Origin of the sequence: Pseudomonas sp. VI4.1, from assembly GCF_002029345.1 — a bacterium.
Classification (GTDB): domain Bacteria; phylum Pseudomonadota; class Gammaproteobacteria; order Pseudomonadales; family Pseudomonadaceae; genus Aquipseudomonas.
The window spans coordinates 1-16,725 of sequence record NZ_MULM01000139.1; the positions used below are offsets into that span (position 1 = coordinate 1).

Genomic DNA, 16,725 nt, shown 5'->3' on the forward strand with positions numbered 1-16,725 from the left:
TCTGCGCCAGGGCGCGGTATTTGTGTACGACCCCGATCCCCTGTAGGAGCTGGCTTGGCCAGCGAAGGCGGCGGCATCGGGCGACATCGATGGCTGGATGTCCCGGCCTCTTCGCTGGCAAGCCAGCTCCTACATTTTGACTTCGGTCCGAGCGCTGACATCGCACAATAAAAAACGCCACTCCGAAAACGAGTGGCGTTTTTTATCCGGGCCATGCAGCCCTAGATCATCGGCGAACTACTGACCACCCGCAGCGCCAGTCCTTCATAGGCATCCAGGGTGATGGTGAACTCGCCCTCAGCGGTGAGATCGCCCTCGACCCGCTCATTGATGATGTCGACCACCGGCCCGGGCGCAATATTGGGCAGGTGCAGGGTTTCGGTGATCGGTGTCGAGCCGAAGTTCAGCGCGGTGATTTGCGTGCCTTTGCCGGCCGGCAACTCATGGACCATGATCAACAGCCCCGGATCGCTCGACATCCGGCACCAGGATCTGGCGGCTGGCGGCTATATCGTAGGCGCGGCGCGCCGAGAGAATCTTCTGCAGCTGCGAGGCGAACGAATCCGGGTCGTCCAATTGACTGAGCAGGCTGCCATACAAGGTTTTCGCCCGCGGCATCTGCCCCGCCGACAGCGGTGCATCGGGATTGAGATCGACCAGGTCGTAGGCACCGCGATGAATCCAGCGGGTATCGCCGTCGAGCATCAAGTCCGCGACCTGCTCCGCCGGCAACGGCAGTGCACCCACCAGGTCCCAGCCCGACAGTGCGAACACCCCGGGTTGCATGGCGTTGTACATCACCAGCAGCAAATGAACCTGGCGGATCTGCTGGATATCCGCCGGGGTAATCGCATCGAGGTCGCGAATGCCGAGCGCCGCGGTGATGATGCTGGCGGTGGTGCAGGACACGCCATTGGTGACGAACTTGAGGTTATAGGGCGCATGCTCACCGGCCAGGCGTTCGTACATCTGCTCGCGGATGTGCTCGCGCAAAATGTTGCCGGGAAAGGTCTGGCCCTGATAGAGGAAGGTGTCGTGGGCGTGCAGGGTCCAGAAATGCACCAGCTCCAGGGTCAGTTCGTCATGGTTCTGCAGGGCATGGATCAACGAGCCCGGGTCGATGCCGAGGTTGTGCATCTGACGCAGCATCAAACGCAAAAATTCGGTGTCGCCCATCAGCAACGCATGCTGGTAGGCCGGCCGGGTGATGAAGTCATACGACAGGTCGGCCCCACCGTGGGACATGGAAGCGATGTCGTCGACCGTCAGGTTCAACTCCTGAAAACTGAAGCCGCCAGCCTTGCGAATCGCGCCGCCCAGCAACTGGTTGCCAGTGATCGACAAGGGGTGGCTTTCGGACCAGGCGGTGCCATCCAGCTTGCGTTCGACGCCGAGGAAACCGTTGGCGTCCAGGCGCAGGATCTTCGCGCCCATGACATCGATTGCATGCAGCGCGTCGCCGATGATCATCTGTTGCGCGGCGAAGGTCGGGTCCAGCCAGTTCAACGACGGTTGCCCCTCCTTGAAGTAATGCAGGTAGACCCAGCGACGCGGCTTGCCGTCGACCCCGATCACCACCGATGTCGCGCTCCAGTCGGTTTCCTTGACCCCGGGTTCGAAGAAGATCACCCGCTGCAACTGGCCGACGATGTAATGTTTGTCCCGCAGCATGTCGACCTGCGGCGGACTGAGGTTCTGCGCATCGCGCCCCTCGGCAATCTCCGGCAGCAGCGGCCAGTCCTCTTCGCGGATTTCCACCATGTGGTAGAGCCCCGGATAGTCCTCATACGCCATCTCGGCCAGGCGAAAGTCCGCGCCTTTGCCCGTGTGCGAGGGGATGACGTCATCGATGATGACCGCGTTGTGCGCGGCGGCCATGCGGGTCAGCGCGTGAAGTTGCGCGTCGGTGCCCAGTTGCGGGTCGATGTCGAAGCTGATCCGGTCGAAATTGCCGTCGATCGTCGGGGTGAATTCAGTTCCCTTCAGGCCGCCAGAGCGTTTCAGCGGGCCATTGTGAATCCCCTGGATACCGATTTTCGACAGCGCGTGCCACAGGGCTTCATCACCCAGCGCTTCCAGCACGGTGCCCTCTTCCCGGGTGATGATGGATGCCGGGTACGCGGTGAACCAGACGGACGCCAGGGCCGAAGCATCACGGGGGCGCGTATGGGCATAGGGCTGTTGCCACAATCGACCTTGCCCGGAGTAAAGCCTGGCTCGCTGCCTTGCGGCATACAGCATGGATTGCTCGACCAACCAGGTCACTTGGTTCTTTTCAGCAGCCGTCATATAAACAATTACCTATTGTCGGGGTGAAACCGCAATCGGCCATTGCATCGGTATCAATGGCTCCGCTCGTCTTTATATGAGGCCCTGGACGTGGGCATTCGTTGCATCACGGCGGTGTGATAGGCGCGCTGTCATGCCTGGCGAAGCGGGTCGGCCGGGCCAGAAGCCCGGCTTCAAGCGTCCCAAGGCGCCGGTGCATCCACGTCAATGGCATAGCGCGCAATGGCCTCGGCACAGACGCCGACGTCGAAGCGGCCCTCGTGTACCAGTGCAGTCAGCGCACTCAAGACGAGCTGATAACGGTCCACTTCAAAAAACCTGCGCAGCTGGCTACGGGTATCGCTGCGACCAAAACCATCGGTGCCGAGCACGGTGTAAGGGGCCTTGAGGTAGCTTGCGATCAGCTGAGGCACTTCGCCAACGTAATCGGTGCAGGCAATGATCGGCGCCGCGTCGTCGAGCGAGGCCTGGACATGGCTTTGGCGCGCGGGCTGTCCGGGGTGAAGGCGATTCCAGCGCTCCACTTCACGGGCATCCCGTGCCAGCTCGGAAAAGCTGGTAACGCTCCAGACCTGGCTGTCGACCTCCCAATCGCTGGCGAGCAACTCGGCGGCGGCCAGTCACTTCGCGCAGGATGCGCCGGAGCCCAACAGCCGGACTGCGCCGCGCGCGCCCTCGCCTTGATGCCGAGCAAACAGGTACATGCCCTTGATAATCGCCTGTTCGACGCCTTCAGGCAGGGTGGGATGCGGGTAGCTTTCGTTCATCAAGGTGACGTAATAAAACTCGTCGACCTGGCGCTCCAGCATCTGGCGCATGCCATGATCCAGGATCACCGCAAACTCGCCGGCGAACGCGGGGTCGTAGGCACGACAGTTGGGCACCATCGACGCCATCAAATGGCTGTTGCCGTCCTGATGCTGCAGGCCTTCGCCCCCCAGCGTCGTGCGTCCCGCGGTAGCGCCAAGCAGGAACCCGCGAGCCCGCTGATCCGCTGCCGCCCAGATCAGATCGCCAATGCGCTGGAAGCCGAACATCGAGTAGTAGATGTAGAACGGCAGCATCGGCAGGCCATGCACCGAATAGCTGGTCGCGGCGGCCACCCACGAACTGATGGCGCCGGCCTCGCTGATGCCCTCTTCGAGAATCTGGCCATTGAGGGCTTCGCGATAACTGAGGATCGAACCGATGTCCTCCGGTTCATAGCGCTGCCCCACGCTGGAATAGATACCGATCTGCTTGAACAGGCTGGCCATGCCGAAGGTCCGCGCCTCATCCGCCACGATCGGCACGATTCGCGGCCCCAGCGGCTTGTCCCGCAGCAGACCGCCGAGCATCCGCACGAAGGCCATGGTGGTGGACATTTCCTTGCCTTCGGCGGTGAGGGCAAACCCGGCGTAGCTGTGTACATCGGGCACGGCCAATGATGACTCGCAGGTCGCAGGCCGCGACGGCATGTACCCGCCCAATGCATGGCGGCGTTCATGCAGGTAGCGCATTTCCGCACTGTCTTGCTCGGGCTTGAAGAAGCTCAGCGAGATCGCCTGCTCATCGGTCAACGGCAGGTTGAAACGGTTGCGGAACGCGAGCACTGCCTCGTTATCGAGTTTCTTCTGCTGGTGCACGGTCATCTTGCCCTGCCCCGCAGCGCCCATACCGAAGCCTTTCTTGGTTTGCGCCAATATCACCGTGGGCTGCTTGCCCTCGCGCAGTGCACGTTGATACGCGGCAAAGATCTTGACCAGGTCGTGACCTCCGCGCTTGAGACGGTCGATCTGCTCGTCGGTCAGGCCCTCGGCCAACGCCGCCAACGCCTCGTTCTGGCCGAAGAATCGATCGCGGTTGAAGCGTCCGTCTTTTGCCGCGAATGTTTGAAACTGGCCATCGACGGTGCTGGACAATGCCTGGACCAGCGCGCCGTCGTTATCCCGGGCAAACAGTGCATCCCAGTCGGAGCCCCAGACCAGTTTGATGACATTCCAGCCGGCACCGCCAAACAGCGCCTCAAGCTCATCGATGATGCGCCCGTTGCCCCGGACCGGGCCGTCCAGGCGCTGCAGGTTGCAGTTGATCACCCAGACCAGATTATCCAGCCCTTCACGCGCCGCCAGCGTCAGGGCCGACATGCTTTCCGGCTCATCCATTTCACCGTCGCCGAACACCCCCCAGACGGTCCTTGCGCTGGTGTCTTGCAGGCCGCGGTGCTCCAGGTACCGCATGAAACGCGCCTGGTAGATCGAGCTGATCGGCCCGATCCCCATGGAGCCGGTCGGGAACTGCCAGAAGTCCGGCATCAGCCAGGGGTGCGGATAGCTCGACAACCCCCGGGCGCCGTTGGCGCGCGCGCCGATCTCCTGTCGATAGTGCTGCAGATCCTGTTCCGCCAGCCGTCCCTCGAGAAAGGCCCGGGCGTAGACGCCAGGTGCCGAGTGCGGCTGGTAGAACACCAGGTCACCGCCGGACGTTTCGGTTCGGGCCTTGAAGAAGTGGTTGAAACCCACTTCGAACAAGTCCGCGGCACTCGCGTAACTGGCGATGTGGCCGCCCAGTTCGCCATAGGCGTGATTGGCCCTGGCAACCATGGCCAGGGCATTCCAGCGCATGATCGATGCCAGGCGCTCTTCGATGGCCAGGTCCCCTGGAAACACCGGTTGTTGTTCAACGCGGATGGTATTGATGTAGGGCGTGCCGTGACTGGGCCGCCAGCCGATGTCTGAAGCGCTTGCCACGGCCACCAGCATGTCCAGGATCTGCCTGGCCTGTGCGATGCCGCCGTGCGCGATGACCGATAGCAACGCATCGCGCCATTCAGCGATTTCTTGAGCGTCTTCGGGGATCTGCCCCGGTAACCGGGTGTGAAGATCGGACGGGTTCATGGGCATCTCCCCGGGTCAAGTTGATTCAGTAACAGGATAGTCCTGACATGGCGTCAGAGCTGAAAGCCGTGCCCGATCAACCCCGCCAACACCTCCCCCGCTTCACTCAATGTCCCCGGGGCCAGCATCAGTCGCAGTTCATGCACCGGCAATTCAGGCAACCCGTCGCCGTGGTCAATACCGCGCAATGCCTGGCCGCACTTGGGCGCGGTCGACGATGCCGACGGCCAGTCCGGCTTCGATGGCGGTTTCCAGGGCGGTGACCCCGGCACTCATGATGACCACCCGCCAGCGTCGGCCCAGTCGGCTAAGCGCGTCTATCGCGACACTTCGATACGGACAGCCCTTGCCGTGCAAAGCCAGCGGCACCGGCCTGGCGAGATCCAGCCAGATAGTCGTGGGCGGCGACCCAGACGGGTTGGGTGATGCCCAAGGTCTTTATGCAGCGCGCCTCGGCTGCAGTCGCCTCAACCGGCTCCACCAACAACGCCAGATCCAGTTGCCCGCGCTGCAGGCGAGTGTTCAAGCGTCCGCTGGAACCGGTTTCGACCTCCAGCTCAATGTGAGGAAAGTCCGCGGTCAAATGCGGCAGCGTACAGCCCAGTACCGCACCCGCGTACTCTTCGGAGATGCCCAGCCTGACCCGGCCACTGGCCACCGGCGTGCTGAAGCTGGCGAGCATCCGGTCGTGCAGCAACAGGAGCTCGGCGCTTTGCAGGGCGAAGCGACGGCCCAGGGGAGTCAGGTTGACCGTCTGGTTGTCACGCTCCAGCAAGCGCCCCCCTGCCAGGGCTTCCAGGCGCCGCACATGCAGACTGACCGCCGATGGGCTTTTGTTCAAAAAGCTCGAAGCCGCCAGGAACTGCCCAAAGCGCACGATCGCATGAAAGGTGCGCAGCAGTTCAATATCGATCGTTTCGGCCATGATTGATAAATCCTGCACCAGTTGTGCTGATCGTATCGTTTGATTGCATCACCTGTTCATTCATACCATCGAACTGAGCCCACTGTCAGGTGCCATTCGATGAACGTCACTGCCTCCCGCTTATCGCTGCTGACCAGCAGCTTGCTGTTGTTGGCCATGGTCGTCAGCTGGAGCTCCGGCTTCATCGGCTACCGATATGTGGCCGATCAGGGCAGCGTCTACCTGGCCACGCTCTGGCGTTTCATCCTGGCAGCGGCTGTATTGCTGCCCTTCGCCTGGACGGGTTTACGCGCCTTGCGCGGCCGCGACCTGATGCATCAAGTACTGCTGGGGCTGTTCGCGATTGGCGGCTATATCGGACCGATCGCCGCCTCCATTCAGCTGGGTGTAGCGCCAGGCACGGCCTCACTGATCGCCAATCTGTTGCCACTGACGATCGTGGTGTTGGCCGGTAGCGTGCCCGGGCAGCGCACGCGCGGCTGGCAGTGGTTGGGACTGGCGCTGTGCCTGACCGGCATGCTGGTGGCCAGCGCGGCCAGCGTCGAATGGGACGCGACGAATCTGTGGGTGTATAGCTTGCCGCAGCTGGCAGTCCTGTCCCTGGCGGCGGCGACGCTGTACCAGAAAGCACTGCCCGGGGCCTCGATGTCCGCCCTGACTGCGCTGTTCATTCAAGTCTGTGCGGTGATCCCGGTGTTTGCCGTGCTGGCGGGCCTTGAAGGCGAAATCAGGCCGCCGCTGAGGACAGGCTTTGCAGTGGGCGTGGTGTGGCTGGTGGTCTTTGCGACGCTGGGTGGCTACGGTTTCTACTGGCTGTGCCTGCAGCGGTTCAGCATTCAGCGCATCAGTGGCGCCTTGTTCCTGACCCCGCCGGTGACCATGATCTGGGCCTGGCTGCAGTTCGGCGATCCGTTGGCCAGCAGTGCATTGGTGGGCGTGGGATTGACGCTTTTGGGATTGCCATTGCTGGGGATGAGCCATGTCGACACACCTTGTGCCGATAAGGCCTGCCGGCACGTCCGCTCCTCGTAATAAACAATGGCCTTGGCGACGAGAGAGATCATCACCAATACCCCAGCATCAAAAACCAGCGTTGCAGGCGTTTGATGCCCGTTGCAATGAATCCGGAGACACTTCATGGGGGACCACGAAGTTCATCGCTCCAGATGCAAAAATGGTGGGGTGGACCAAACGCCGATCAGTTCAGCATGACACTGAACCTGTGGCGAGGGAGCTTGCTCCCGCTGGACTGCGCAGCAGTCCTTTTTTGGATACATTCACCGGTTTGGACGCCACTTCATTTCCAACTTGGGCACGGTCCCTTGTAGGAGCCGGCTTGCTGGCGATGATCGTTAACGACAATCCGTGCGATCTGGTTAAACGCGGCGCACTTGAGCCCATCGCCAGCAAGCCGGCTCCTACAGGTATTGCGTTATCTGTGTTTCCAGCTGTCGAGCCGCTAACCCAACGCCGTATCCAAAAACATCATCACCCCAAACCCCAGCATCAACCCCAACGTGGCAGGCGTTTCATGCCCGTTGCGGTGCGTCTCCGGAATCACTTCATGGGAGACCACAAAGATCATCGCACCCGCCGCCAGCCCCAATGCGATTGGATACCCCAAGGCAAACCCGGAAGACACCCCGAGGCCGATCACTGCACCCAAGGGTTCCATCAGGCCGGAACCGACGGCCACCAGCGCCGCGAGCAGTGCCGAGATGCCGGTCACCCGCAGCGCCAGTGCGATGGCAAGGCCTTCGGGGATGTCCTGCAGGGCGATGGCCGTGGTCAACGGCAGCCCCACGGTCATGTCGCCGTCGGCGAAGCTGACGCCGATGGCCATGCCTTCGGGCAGGTTGTGCAGGGTGATGGCCAGGACAAACAGCCAGACCCGGTTGATCCGTTGCACCTCGGGCCCTCGCCTTCCGCTTTGCTGGTGTTCATGGGGCACAAAGCGGTCCAGCCCGACCATCAGCGCCGCACCCAGTCCCATTCCGAATACGACGACAACGGCAGCCAACATCTGGTTGCCCGTGATGGACTGCGCCGCATCGATGCCGGGCAGGATCAGCGAGAAGGAACTGGCTGCCAGCATCATCCCGGCGGCAAAGCCGAGCATCATGTCCTGGGTGCGCACCGCCACTTCACGAAGCACCAGGGCCAGCAAGGCGCCGAAGGCTGTCGCCGCGAAACCGGCAGTGCCGCCCAGCATCGCGAAATGCAGGATCTTCGGGTCGGCCCCGGTCAGCGCGCCATAGCCACTGAACAGCAACAGGAAGGTGACAATGGTCAGGGTCAACCAAAAACAGGCACCCTGCCAACTGCTGCTGCGAGCCAGTTCAAGCCATGAGCGTGATGCACTTGCACCCGACGACGCTGGATCTGCCATACAACCCCCTAGTGACTGTGCGCCCGCTTGCGGTCTGCCCCTGAAGTCAGCGGTTGCAACTGCCTTGACAGGCGCTGAGCGTCTCGTTCGAATGCCTTCGCCGTGGCGCGGAACAAACCGGACAGGTCCAGGGAGTTGTCCGCGGATCCTCTATTGAAATTCGAAGCCATGTCATTCACCCCGTCGTCATTGGTAGTAGCCACTTGGTAGTCATTTGGTAACGGAAATGCTCCGCACGCCTCAACAGCGTGCTGTGACAGACGGTCTGAATGCGCCGCCCACAGTCATCTGAAGCGCTTGCCTGATTGAAAATTTTAAAAAGATTTTTGTGTCGCGACAGGCGGTATTGAACAGCGTTCGAGACGAAGAATTGCCGCCAGTCGTCGGCGATATGCCTTGCGAACACAAACTTCGAGTGAGCCTTCGTTCTCTATATCGCGCAAGACGGATTCGAACCGCGGAGGGGTTCATACCGGCGTGAGTTGATCAGAGCTTCCGGTCGCATGGCGGCATCGCTCGCCAGCAGAAAACAGCAAGGTGCGCCTGCCCTGGCGCACCTTGTATCGGGGGGAGTGTCAGGCGTTACAGCGCCAGGGGACGATCGCCATGCTCGTCCTTGATGCGGGTCGGCAGGCCCATCACGTCCAGCGCCTTGAGGAACGGCTCGGCCGGCAGCTCTTCGACGTTGGCCATACGCTGCACATCCCACTCGCCGCGGGCGACCAGCAGGGCTGCTGCCACCGGTGGCACGCCAGCGGTATAGGAAATGCCCTGGCTGTCGGTTTCGGCGTAGGCGTCTTCGTGATCGGCGACGTTGTAGATGAACACCTCGCGTGGCTGGCCATCCTTGGTGCCCTTGACCAGATCGCCGATGCAGGTCTTGCCGGTGTAGCCGGGCGCCAGCGAGCTCGGGTCAGGCAGCACGGCCTTGACCACTTTCAGCGGTACCACTTGCAGGCCTTCGGCGGTCGTGACCGGTTGCTCGGAGAGCAGGCCGAGGTTCCTCAGTACCGTGAACACATTGATGTAGTGCTCGCCGAAGCTCATCCAGAATCGCACGTTGGGCACGTCGAGGTTCTTCGACAGCGAGTGCACTTCATCGTGGCCGGTCAGGTACAGGTTCTGCGCCCCTACCACCGGCAGGTCGTCGGTGCGTTTGACTTCGAACATGGTGTTGCTGGTCCACTGGCTGTTCTGCCAGCTCCACACCTGCCCGGTGAATTCGCGGAAGTTGATTTCCGGGTCGAAATTGGTGGCGAAATATTTGCCGTGGGAACCGGCATTGACGTCGAGAATGTCGATCGAATCAATGTGGTCGAAATACTGTTGTTGCGCCAGCGCCGCATAGGCGTTGACCACACCCGGGTCGAAGCCCACGCCGAGGATCGCGGTGATGTTCTTCTCTTTGCACTCTTCGAGGTGGTTCCACTCGTAGTTGCCATACCAGGGCGGTGTCTCGCAGATTTTGCCCGGTACTTCGTGAATGGCGGTGTCCAGGTAGGCCACGCCGGTATCGATGCAGGCACGCAGCACCGACATGTTGAGGAAGCTGGAGCCGACGTTGATGACGATCTGCGAGCCGGTCTCGCGGATCAGCGCCTTGGTTGCCTCGACATCCATGGCATTGAGCGCAAAGGCCGTGATTTCAGCGGGCACTTTGAGGCTGCCCTTGGCCTTGACGCTGTCGATGATGGCCTGGCATTTGGAGATGTTGCGCGACGCGATAGCAATACGACCGAGTTCATCGTTGTGCTGCGCGCACTTGTGGGCCACCACCTTGGCGACACCTCCTGCACCAATGATAAGTACGTTCTTCTTCAATTTATCTAACTCTCCTCTGCGCCAGCTTACGAAAGGCTGGACATGTAGTCGTTGTAACCAAATTCGCGAACAACCTCGATACTACCGTCGAGTTGTTTCACTACGATGGACGGCATTTTCAAGCCATTGAACCAGTTCTTCTTGACCATGGTGTAACCCGCTGCGTCGACGAACGACAGCCGATCGCCGATGGCCAGCGGCCGATCGAATTGATACTCGCCGAAAATGTCGCCGGCCAGGCAGGATTTGCCGCATACCATGTAGGTGTGCTCACCCTCGCTCGGCGCCAGCTTGGCGTTCAGGCGATAGATCAGCAGATCGAGCATGTGCGCTTCGATGGAGCTGTCCACGACGGCCAGGTGTTTGCCGTTGTACAGGGTGTCGAGCACCGTGACTTCCAGCGAAGCGCTCTGGGTGATGGCGGCTTCGCCCGGCTCCAGGTAGACCTGCACGCCGTATTTCTGCGAGAAAGCCTTGAGGCGCGCGCAGAACTCGTCCAGCGCATAGCCTTCACCGGTGAAGTGAATGCCGCCACCGAGGCTGACCCACTCGACCTTGTGCAACAGGTGACCGAAGCGTTCTTCGATGGTGCACAGCATCTGGTCGAACAGGCCGAAGTCGCCGTTCTCGCAGTTGTTGTGGAACATGAAGCCGGAGATCTGGCCGATGACCTGCTCGATCTTTTCCGGGTCCCATTCGCCCAGGCGGCTGAACGGACGCGCCGGGTCGGCCAGCAGATAATCCGAGCTGCTCACCTGCGGGTTGACCCGCAGGCCGCGGACCTTGCCCGCTGAAGCTTCGGTGTAGCGCTGCAGCTGACCGATGGAGTTGAAGATGATCTTGTCGCAGTTCTCGAGCATCTCCTCGATCTCGTCGTCGGCCCAGGCCACGCTGTAGGCGTGGGTCTCGCCGGCGAACTTCTGTCGACCAAGCTTGAGTTCATAAAGCGACGACGACGTGGTGCCGTCCATGTACTGCTGCATCAGGTCGAACACCGACCAGGTGGCGAAGCACTTGAGCGCCAGCAGGGCCTTGGCCCCGGACTGTTCGCGCACATAGGCGATCTTCTGCATGTTCGCCAGCAGCTTCTGTTTATCGATGAGGTAATACGGCGTTTTGATCATTTCGAGGCGCCTCCGGCAAGGCCAGCCAAAAAAGGATGCGCATTGTGCCTTCACTTATTACATATCGAAAGAGCAGAATGCGCAGTTTGCCGATTGTCGGGTGGCCTGTACCTGATCGATTGAATCGAAAAAGCAGCGCTTGGTGCCCTTCGGACTGACGAATGGTGTTAATTTTGGAAATGTTCTGTTACTTCGATCAGACATTTCCAACCCGCCTGCAAAGGAATGCCCAGCAATGAATTGTTCACTCAAGCCCCTCGCCGCAGCCATCCTGCTACTCGCCAGCCTTGCGCCGTTTGCCACGCCAGCGTACGCCAACATCACCCCCCAACAGAGCGCGGCCATCCTCAAGCGCTTCGATAACGCAACTGTTACGGATTTCAGGCAGTTCCTGGGAGATCTGGCCAACAGCGACCTGGCCAAGACCGACGACCTCGGCGCGGCCATCAGTGCCTTCCTGGGCGACAAGACCCTTGCCCCTGAACAGCAGAACGAGATCCATCGCCTGCTGGGCATTTATGCCCGGGTGAAATACGGCAACGCGGCCAACGAAACCCTGCGCGAACTGGTCGCCATCCCGACCTTCCGCGTGGACGGCGTGGCCCAGCACGAGAACCCCGAGTTCATCAGGATCGCCGACAAACTCAAGGGTCTGGCCCAGGCCTTCAACCTGAACTTTCGCAACATCGACAACCGCGTCTACGAAATCGCCCTCGAAGGCAGTGGCGAGGAAGTCGTGGGCATTCACGCGCATGCCGATGTGGTGCCCGTGACCCCGGAAAACTGGGTGCTCAAAGACGGCACCAAGCTCGATCCGTTCAAGGTCACCCTGGTCGGCGACCGCATGTATGGCCGGGGTACCGAGGATGACAAGAACGGCATCGTCGTGGCGCTCTACGCCATGAAGGTCATCAAGGAAGAGAAACTGCCGCTGGCGAGGAATTTCAAGCTGCTGATAGACACCACCGAGGAAACCACCGGCGACGCCATCCCTTACTACTTCGAACGCAACCCGACGCCGAACTACAACCTGGCACTCGATGGCAGCTACCCGGTGGTGATCGCCGAAAAAGGCTACGGCACCGTCATGGCCAGTTTTACCCGGCGTGCCGCCGAGGGTAAAGGCGCCGAAATCGCTGCAATGACGGGCGGGATGGCCACCAACCAGATTCCGTCGACCTCGGTCGCCACACTCGTGACGGACCAGCCCGCCACACTGGCTGCCAGCCTGCAAAAGGCCGGTGCCGATTATGCGCAGCGCAATGGCGGCGACTTCGAGGTGACCGCCAAGGTTGTCGGCCAGGACGTCCGGCTGACCGTCACCGGCGATTCCGCCCACTCCTCCGAACCCGAATCCGGCGTCAACCCGGTGGCAGGATGCTGGACTTGATCAACAGCCTCGACGGCAAAGTCGCGCTCAAGCACAACCACATTACCGACGCCGCGCGCTACGCCGCCGACAACTGGGGACTGGATTACCTGGGCGGCAAATTGGGCGTGGGCTTTTCCGATGCCTTCATGGGCCCGCTGACGGCCTCCCTGACTTATGTCGGGATGGATGAAAAAGCCTTCAAGCTCGCGGTCAACCTGCGGGTGCCGAAAGGCAAGTCACCGCAAGTGCTCAAGACTGAAATAGCCGACAAGCTGGTCGCCTGGAGCAAGAAGTCCGGTATTGCGCCGACCTTCGATTACTCGATCGCCGAGCCGATGTACCGCAACCCCGAGGGTGAATGGGTCAGGGCCTTGCTGGCCGTGGCCAGTGAAAACCTGGGCATGAAACATGACTTCGGCACTTCGGCCGGCGCCACCTCGGTCCATGAGCTGCCCAATGGCGTGCAATTCGGCCTGGCCCGGCCCGAGCTCAAGTACACCGGCCACACCGATAACGAGTTCAAGACCGTCGACCAGTTCCTGCTGGACCTGCAGATCGTGACCGAGATGCTGGGACGCATCGGGCAGTTGCCGAAACTCTGATCGCCTTTCGGACCCGCTGTTCTGGCGGGTCCCACTTCTTTGATCTGCTAGGTCCCGTCGTGACGCCGAGCAGCGCTGTGCTTTTGTAGGAGCAAGCTTGCTCGCGATGGCCTCAAGGGCGACGCGTTAATTCAGGGAACACGCATTATCGTTGACGTCCATCGCGAGCAAGCTCGCTCCTACAGAACCTCTTTTATCCAATTACGACCCTTACACACCGAAAGCGACACCTCCTCCCACAGACGATTGACGCACCAAGCCACGTCCTATTAAGTACTATTTATCCGCATTAATAGGATAAATAGAACAGCATGCTCAGTCGCCCGATCCGCCGCAAACGCCAGAAGCTTTCCGATGTGATAGTCGAGTCGGTCAAGCGCTCCATCGTCACCGACGCGCTGCGCCCTGGCGACCGTTTGCCCACCGAGCGCGAGCTGATGGAAAGTTTCCAATGCTCCAAGGGCTCGGCGCGTGAAGCGCTCAAGGCCCTTGAGGTCGAAGGCCTGGTCAACACCCGCACCGGCCCCAGCGGCGGCGCGTACCTGAATGAAGCCGGCACCGAACCGGCCAGTCGCGCCTTGCGCAACTACCTGCACTTCCAGCACCTGGACGGCGAGCAGGTGTACCAACTGCGCAAGGTCATCGAGGTCGAACTGGCGGTGTCGGTGATCGGCCGCCTCAGCGCGGCTGACTTCAAAGCCCTGCAAGACAACGTGGATTTCTGCAGCGCACCGGAAGACAGCGAAGCCGGCCAGCGCGAACAGCGCCTGGCGGAACTGGAGTTCCACAACCTGCTGGCCCGCGCCTGTCCCAACCCCCTGCTGGCGTTCATGGCGCAATTTCTCAACGACCTGCTGCGCGACCTGGTGGTGTTGAAGAAAGCCTACAAACCCAAACGCAAGCAGTTCGACGCCGCCAACCTCGACTACCACAAACGCCTGCTGAACGCCTTGCAAGCCGAGGACGAAAGCAGCGTGCGGCAATTGATGCATGAACACATGTGCGATGCCGAGCACCACATGAGTGCCCTCGAAGGGGAAGTCACCCGCCACTTTTTACTGGAGTTCGATCACACCCACTGAAGTCCGCTCCGACCTCCAATAAAAGGCCTGCCCACAGGCCGTGATGCGCCGTTTTGTCATTGCCACTCCTGCCAATAATTAAACCAGGGAGTTACCCCATGCAGCGTCGTACGTTGTTGAAAGCCAGTCTGACCGTAGCCGGAGCCCTCAGCCTTCCGTTGGGTGTGCGTCATGCGTTTGCCGCCGAGCCTTTTACCTTTTATGGGCTTAAATCGATGTCCGGCGCCTTCGCCAGTTACGGCAAATTCGCCGACATGGGCTCGCGCCTGGCGGTGGAGCAACATCCGACCTTGCTTGGCAGGCCGCTGAACTACAAGGTAATCGACACTGAAGGCAACGCCGGCAAGGCCGTGCGCAAAGTCCAGGAGGCGATCGCCCAGGATGGCGCGCGATTCTTCCAGGGTTGTACCCTATCGTCTTCAGCATTGGCGGTGGCCAAGGAAGTGGGCAAGGTGGGTGGTGTGTTCATGACGCCGGTGGGGGCCGATGAGGTCACCGGCAAGGACTGCAACGCCTCGACCTTTCGCTGGTCGGTGCCGACCTACGGTGCCATTCGCGAAACCATGCTGCCGCTGATCAAGCTGCTGCCCAACGCCAAGCGCTGGTACACCATCACCCCACAATACGTGTTCGGCGAAGCGCTGCTCGCCGGCGCGAAACAGGTGTGCGCCGAACATGGCATCGAACACATCGGTAACAGCTATCACTCGTTGCAGGAGCAGGAATTCTCCGGCTACCTGACCAACGCCATCGCCGCGCAGCCTGACGTGCTGGTGCTGCTCAACTTTGGCAGCCAGTCCTCCAACGCCCTGCGCCAAGCGGTCAACTTCGGCATCAAGGAGCGCATGAAAGTGCTGCTGGTGTGGTCCGCCGGGCTCGACCAGTTCCAGGAGCTGGGCAGTGACGTACTCGAAGGCGTCTACCTCGGCGCGCAGTATTGGCACCAGGTCGATACCCCGCTCAACCGCGAGCTGGTGAAGATCACCCAGGCCAAATACGGGATCAATCCCACCTACCCGCTGGCGGCCGATTACATCGGCACCCGGATCATGCTCGAGAGCATCATCGCCACCGGCAGCTTCGACGGCCCTACCGTGGCCAAGGCCATGCAGGGTTTGAGTTACGAAGGGCCGACCGGTCAGGAATCGATCCGCGCCGGCGATCACCAGGTGATCAAGGATTACTACCTGCTGGTGGGCAAGGCCGCCGCCGACATGCGCGACAAGGATGACCTCGCGCAGGTCGTCAGCTCCGGCCGCTCGTTCCCGCCGACAGACGCGACCGGCTGCGTCCTGGGCTGACTCGAGAAACTTTCTACCGCTTGCCACAGGCAGCGGGCCGGGTGACGCCTTAGTCGACCGGCCTCCTGCAGAGGGTACCTGCATGCTCAATCTTTACCTGTTCCAGATCCTCAATGGCCTTGGCCTGGGGATGATCTACTTCCTGATCGCGGTCGGCCTGACGATCATTTTCGGCCTGCTGAACTTCGTCAACTTCGCCCACGGCGCGTTTTTCGTGCTCGGCGCCTACATCTGCTACACCGTCGTCAGCCTGAGCGGAAGCTTCTGGCTGGCACTGCTCCTGGCGCCGTTGGTGGTGGCCGCCCTGGCCTGGGCCATCGAGCGATTATTGATCCAGAGGATCTACCACTTACCCCATACCTTCCAGATTCTGGTGACCCTTGGCATCGCGCTGATTATCCAGGAAGCCAGCGTGCTGATCTGGGGCCCGGTGGGCAAGAGCGTGGCGGTGCCGGAACTGCTGCGCGGCGTGTTGATCATCGGCGACTTCGTGTACCCCTATTACCGCTTGTTCCTGATCGTCTTCTCCGGACTGATCGGGCTGACATTGTGGCTGCTGCTGGAGTGCACGCGTTTCGGCGCATTGGTGCGGGCCGGCAGTGAAAGCACTGAAACCGTGTCGCTGCTGGGCACCAACATCTTCCGCTTGTTCTCCATGACCTTCGCCCTCGGCGTCGCCCTGGCGGGTGTCGCCGGGGTGCTGTTTGCGCCTTTGCGCGGCGCCCAACCCTTTGTCGGCCCGGAGATTCTCGGGGTCGCGTTCGTGGTGGTGGTCATCGGCGGCATGGGCTCGTTCAGCGGTGCGCTGGTCGGCGGTTTGCTGGTCGGCGTGGTGCAAAGCCTGATGACCACCATCTGGCCCCAAGGCGCCAGCCTGATGATTTACGGCGCCATGGCGGCGGTCATTCTGGTCCGTCCCTACGGCCTGTTCGGGAGAGCATGAT

Annotated in this window: 7 protein-coding genes and 4 pseudogenes; 5 read left to right on the forward strand and 6 right to left on the reverse strand. The window is 61.1% G+C overall.

Going from position 1 to position 16,725, the window contains the following annotated elements:
* Positions 1 to 221: 221 nt before the first annotated feature.
* The 3 pseudogenes from treS to BZ163_RS11620 all read right to left on the reverse strand — a co-directional run bounded on the left by treS (position 222) and on the right by BZ163_RS11620 (position 6,090).
* Positions 222 to 2,289, reverse strand: a pseudogene (gene treS / locus BZ163_RS11610) (maltose alpha-D-glucosyltransferase).
* Positions 2,290 to 2,462: 173 nt separating this feature from the next.
* Positions 2,463 to 5,165, reverse strand: a pseudogene (mdeB, locus tag BZ163_RS11615) (alpha-ketoglutarate dehydrogenase).
* 53 nt (positions 5,166 to 5,218) lie between these two features.
* Positions 5,219 to 6,090 (reverse strand): annotated as a pseudogene (locus BZ163_RS11620) (LysR family transcriptional regulator).
* Positions 6,091 to 6,189: 99 nt separating this feature from the next.
* On the opposite strand from BZ163_RS11620, the gene BZ163_RS11625 reads away from it, so the two are divergent.
* Complete coding sequence (locus BZ163_RS11625) at positions 6,190 to 7,122, forward strand: DMT family transporter (protein ID WP_128871035.1); 933 nt, start codon at positions 6,190 to 6,192, stop codon at positions 7,120 to 7,122.
* Positions 7,123 to 7,549: 427 nt separating this feature from the next.
* On the opposite strand, the gene BZ163_RS11630 is transcribed toward BZ163_RS11625, so the two are convergent.
* The 3 genes from BZ163_RS11630 to nspC form a co-directional block, all read right to left on the reverse strand.
* Positions 7,550 to 8,479 (reverse strand): ZIP family metal transporter, encoded by a 930-nt coding sequence (locus tag BZ163_RS11630; RefSeq protein ID WP_128871036.1) that lies wholly within the window; start codon positions 8,477 to 8,479, stop codon positions 7,550 to 7,552.
* Between the two features lie 582 nt (positions 8,480 to 9,061).
* On the reverse strand, positions 9,062 to 10,300 hold the full coding sequence (locus BZ163_RS11635) for a saccharopine dehydrogenase family protein (RefSeq protein WP_128871037.1): 1,239 nt from the start codon (positions 10,298 to 10,300) through the stop codon (positions 9,062 to 9,064).
* A gap of 26 nt (positions 10,301 to 10,326) precedes the next feature.
* Positions 10,327 to 11,424: a carboxynorspermidine decarboxylase gene (gene nspC, locus BZ163_RS11640; protein ID WP_128871038.1), complete on the reverse strand. Its 1,098-nt coding sequence runs from the start codon at positions 11,422 to 11,424 to the stop codon at positions 10,327 to 10,329.
* Positions 11,425 to 11,659: 235 nt separating this feature from the next.
* Between nspC and BZ163_RS11645 the strand changes: the two are divergent.
* From BZ163_RS11645 to BZ163_RS11660, 4 genes and pseudogenes are all read left to right on the forward strand, one after another.
* A pseudogene (locus BZ163_RS11645) lies at positions 11,660 to 13,398 on the forward strand (dipeptidase).
* Positions 13,399 to 13,709: 311 nt separating this feature from the next.
* Positions 13,710 to 14,480: a FadR/GntR family transcriptional regulator gene (locus tag BZ163_RS11650; RefSeq protein ID WP_128871039.1), complete on the forward strand. Its 771-nt coding sequence runs from the start codon at positions 13,710 to 13,712 to the stop codon at positions 14,478 to 14,480.
* 98 nt (positions 14,481 to 14,578) lie between these two features.
* Positions 14,579 to 15,781, forward strand: a complete 1,203-nt coding sequence (locus tag BZ163_RS11655) for an ABC transporter substrate-binding protein (RefSeq protein ID WP_128871040.1) — start codon at positions 14,579 to 14,581, stop codon at positions 15,779 to 15,781.
* 82 nt (positions 15,782 to 15,863) lie between these two features.
* Positions 15,864 to 16,724 (forward strand): branched-chain amino acid ABC transporter permease, encoded by an 861-nt coding sequence (locus BZ163_RS11660; protein WP_128871041.1) that lies wholly within the window; start codon positions 15,864 to 15,866, stop codon positions 16,722 to 16,724.
* The last annotated feature ends 1 nt before the right edge of the window (position 16,725 follow it).

Bases quoted from the DNA above. Each gene is read 5' to 3' on its own strand.
- BZ163_RS11625 (WP_128871035.1), top strand. From the start codon at position 6,190: ATGAACGTCACTGCCTCCCGCTTATCGCTGCTGACCAGCAGCTTGCTG.
- BZ163_RS11630 (WP_128871036.1), bottom strand. From the start codon at position 8,479: ATGGCAGATCCAGCGTCGTCGGGTGCAAGTGCATCACGCTCATGGCTT.
- nspC (WP_128871038.1), bottom strand. From the start codon at position 11,424: ATGATCAAAACGCCGTATTACCTCATCGATAAACAGAAGCTGCTGGCG.
- BZ163_RS11650 (WP_128871039.1), top strand. From the start codon at position 13,710: ATGCTCAGTCGCCCGATCCGCCGCAAACGCCAGAAGCTTTCCGATGTG.
- BZ163_RS11655 (WP_128871040.1), top strand. From the start codon at position 14,579: ATGCAGCGTCGTACGTTGTTGAAAGCCAGTCTGACCGTAGCCGGAGCC.
- BZ163_RS11660 (WP_128871041.1), top strand. From the start codon at position 15,864: ATGCTCAATCTTTACCTGTTCCAGATCCTCAATGGCCTTGGCCTGGGG.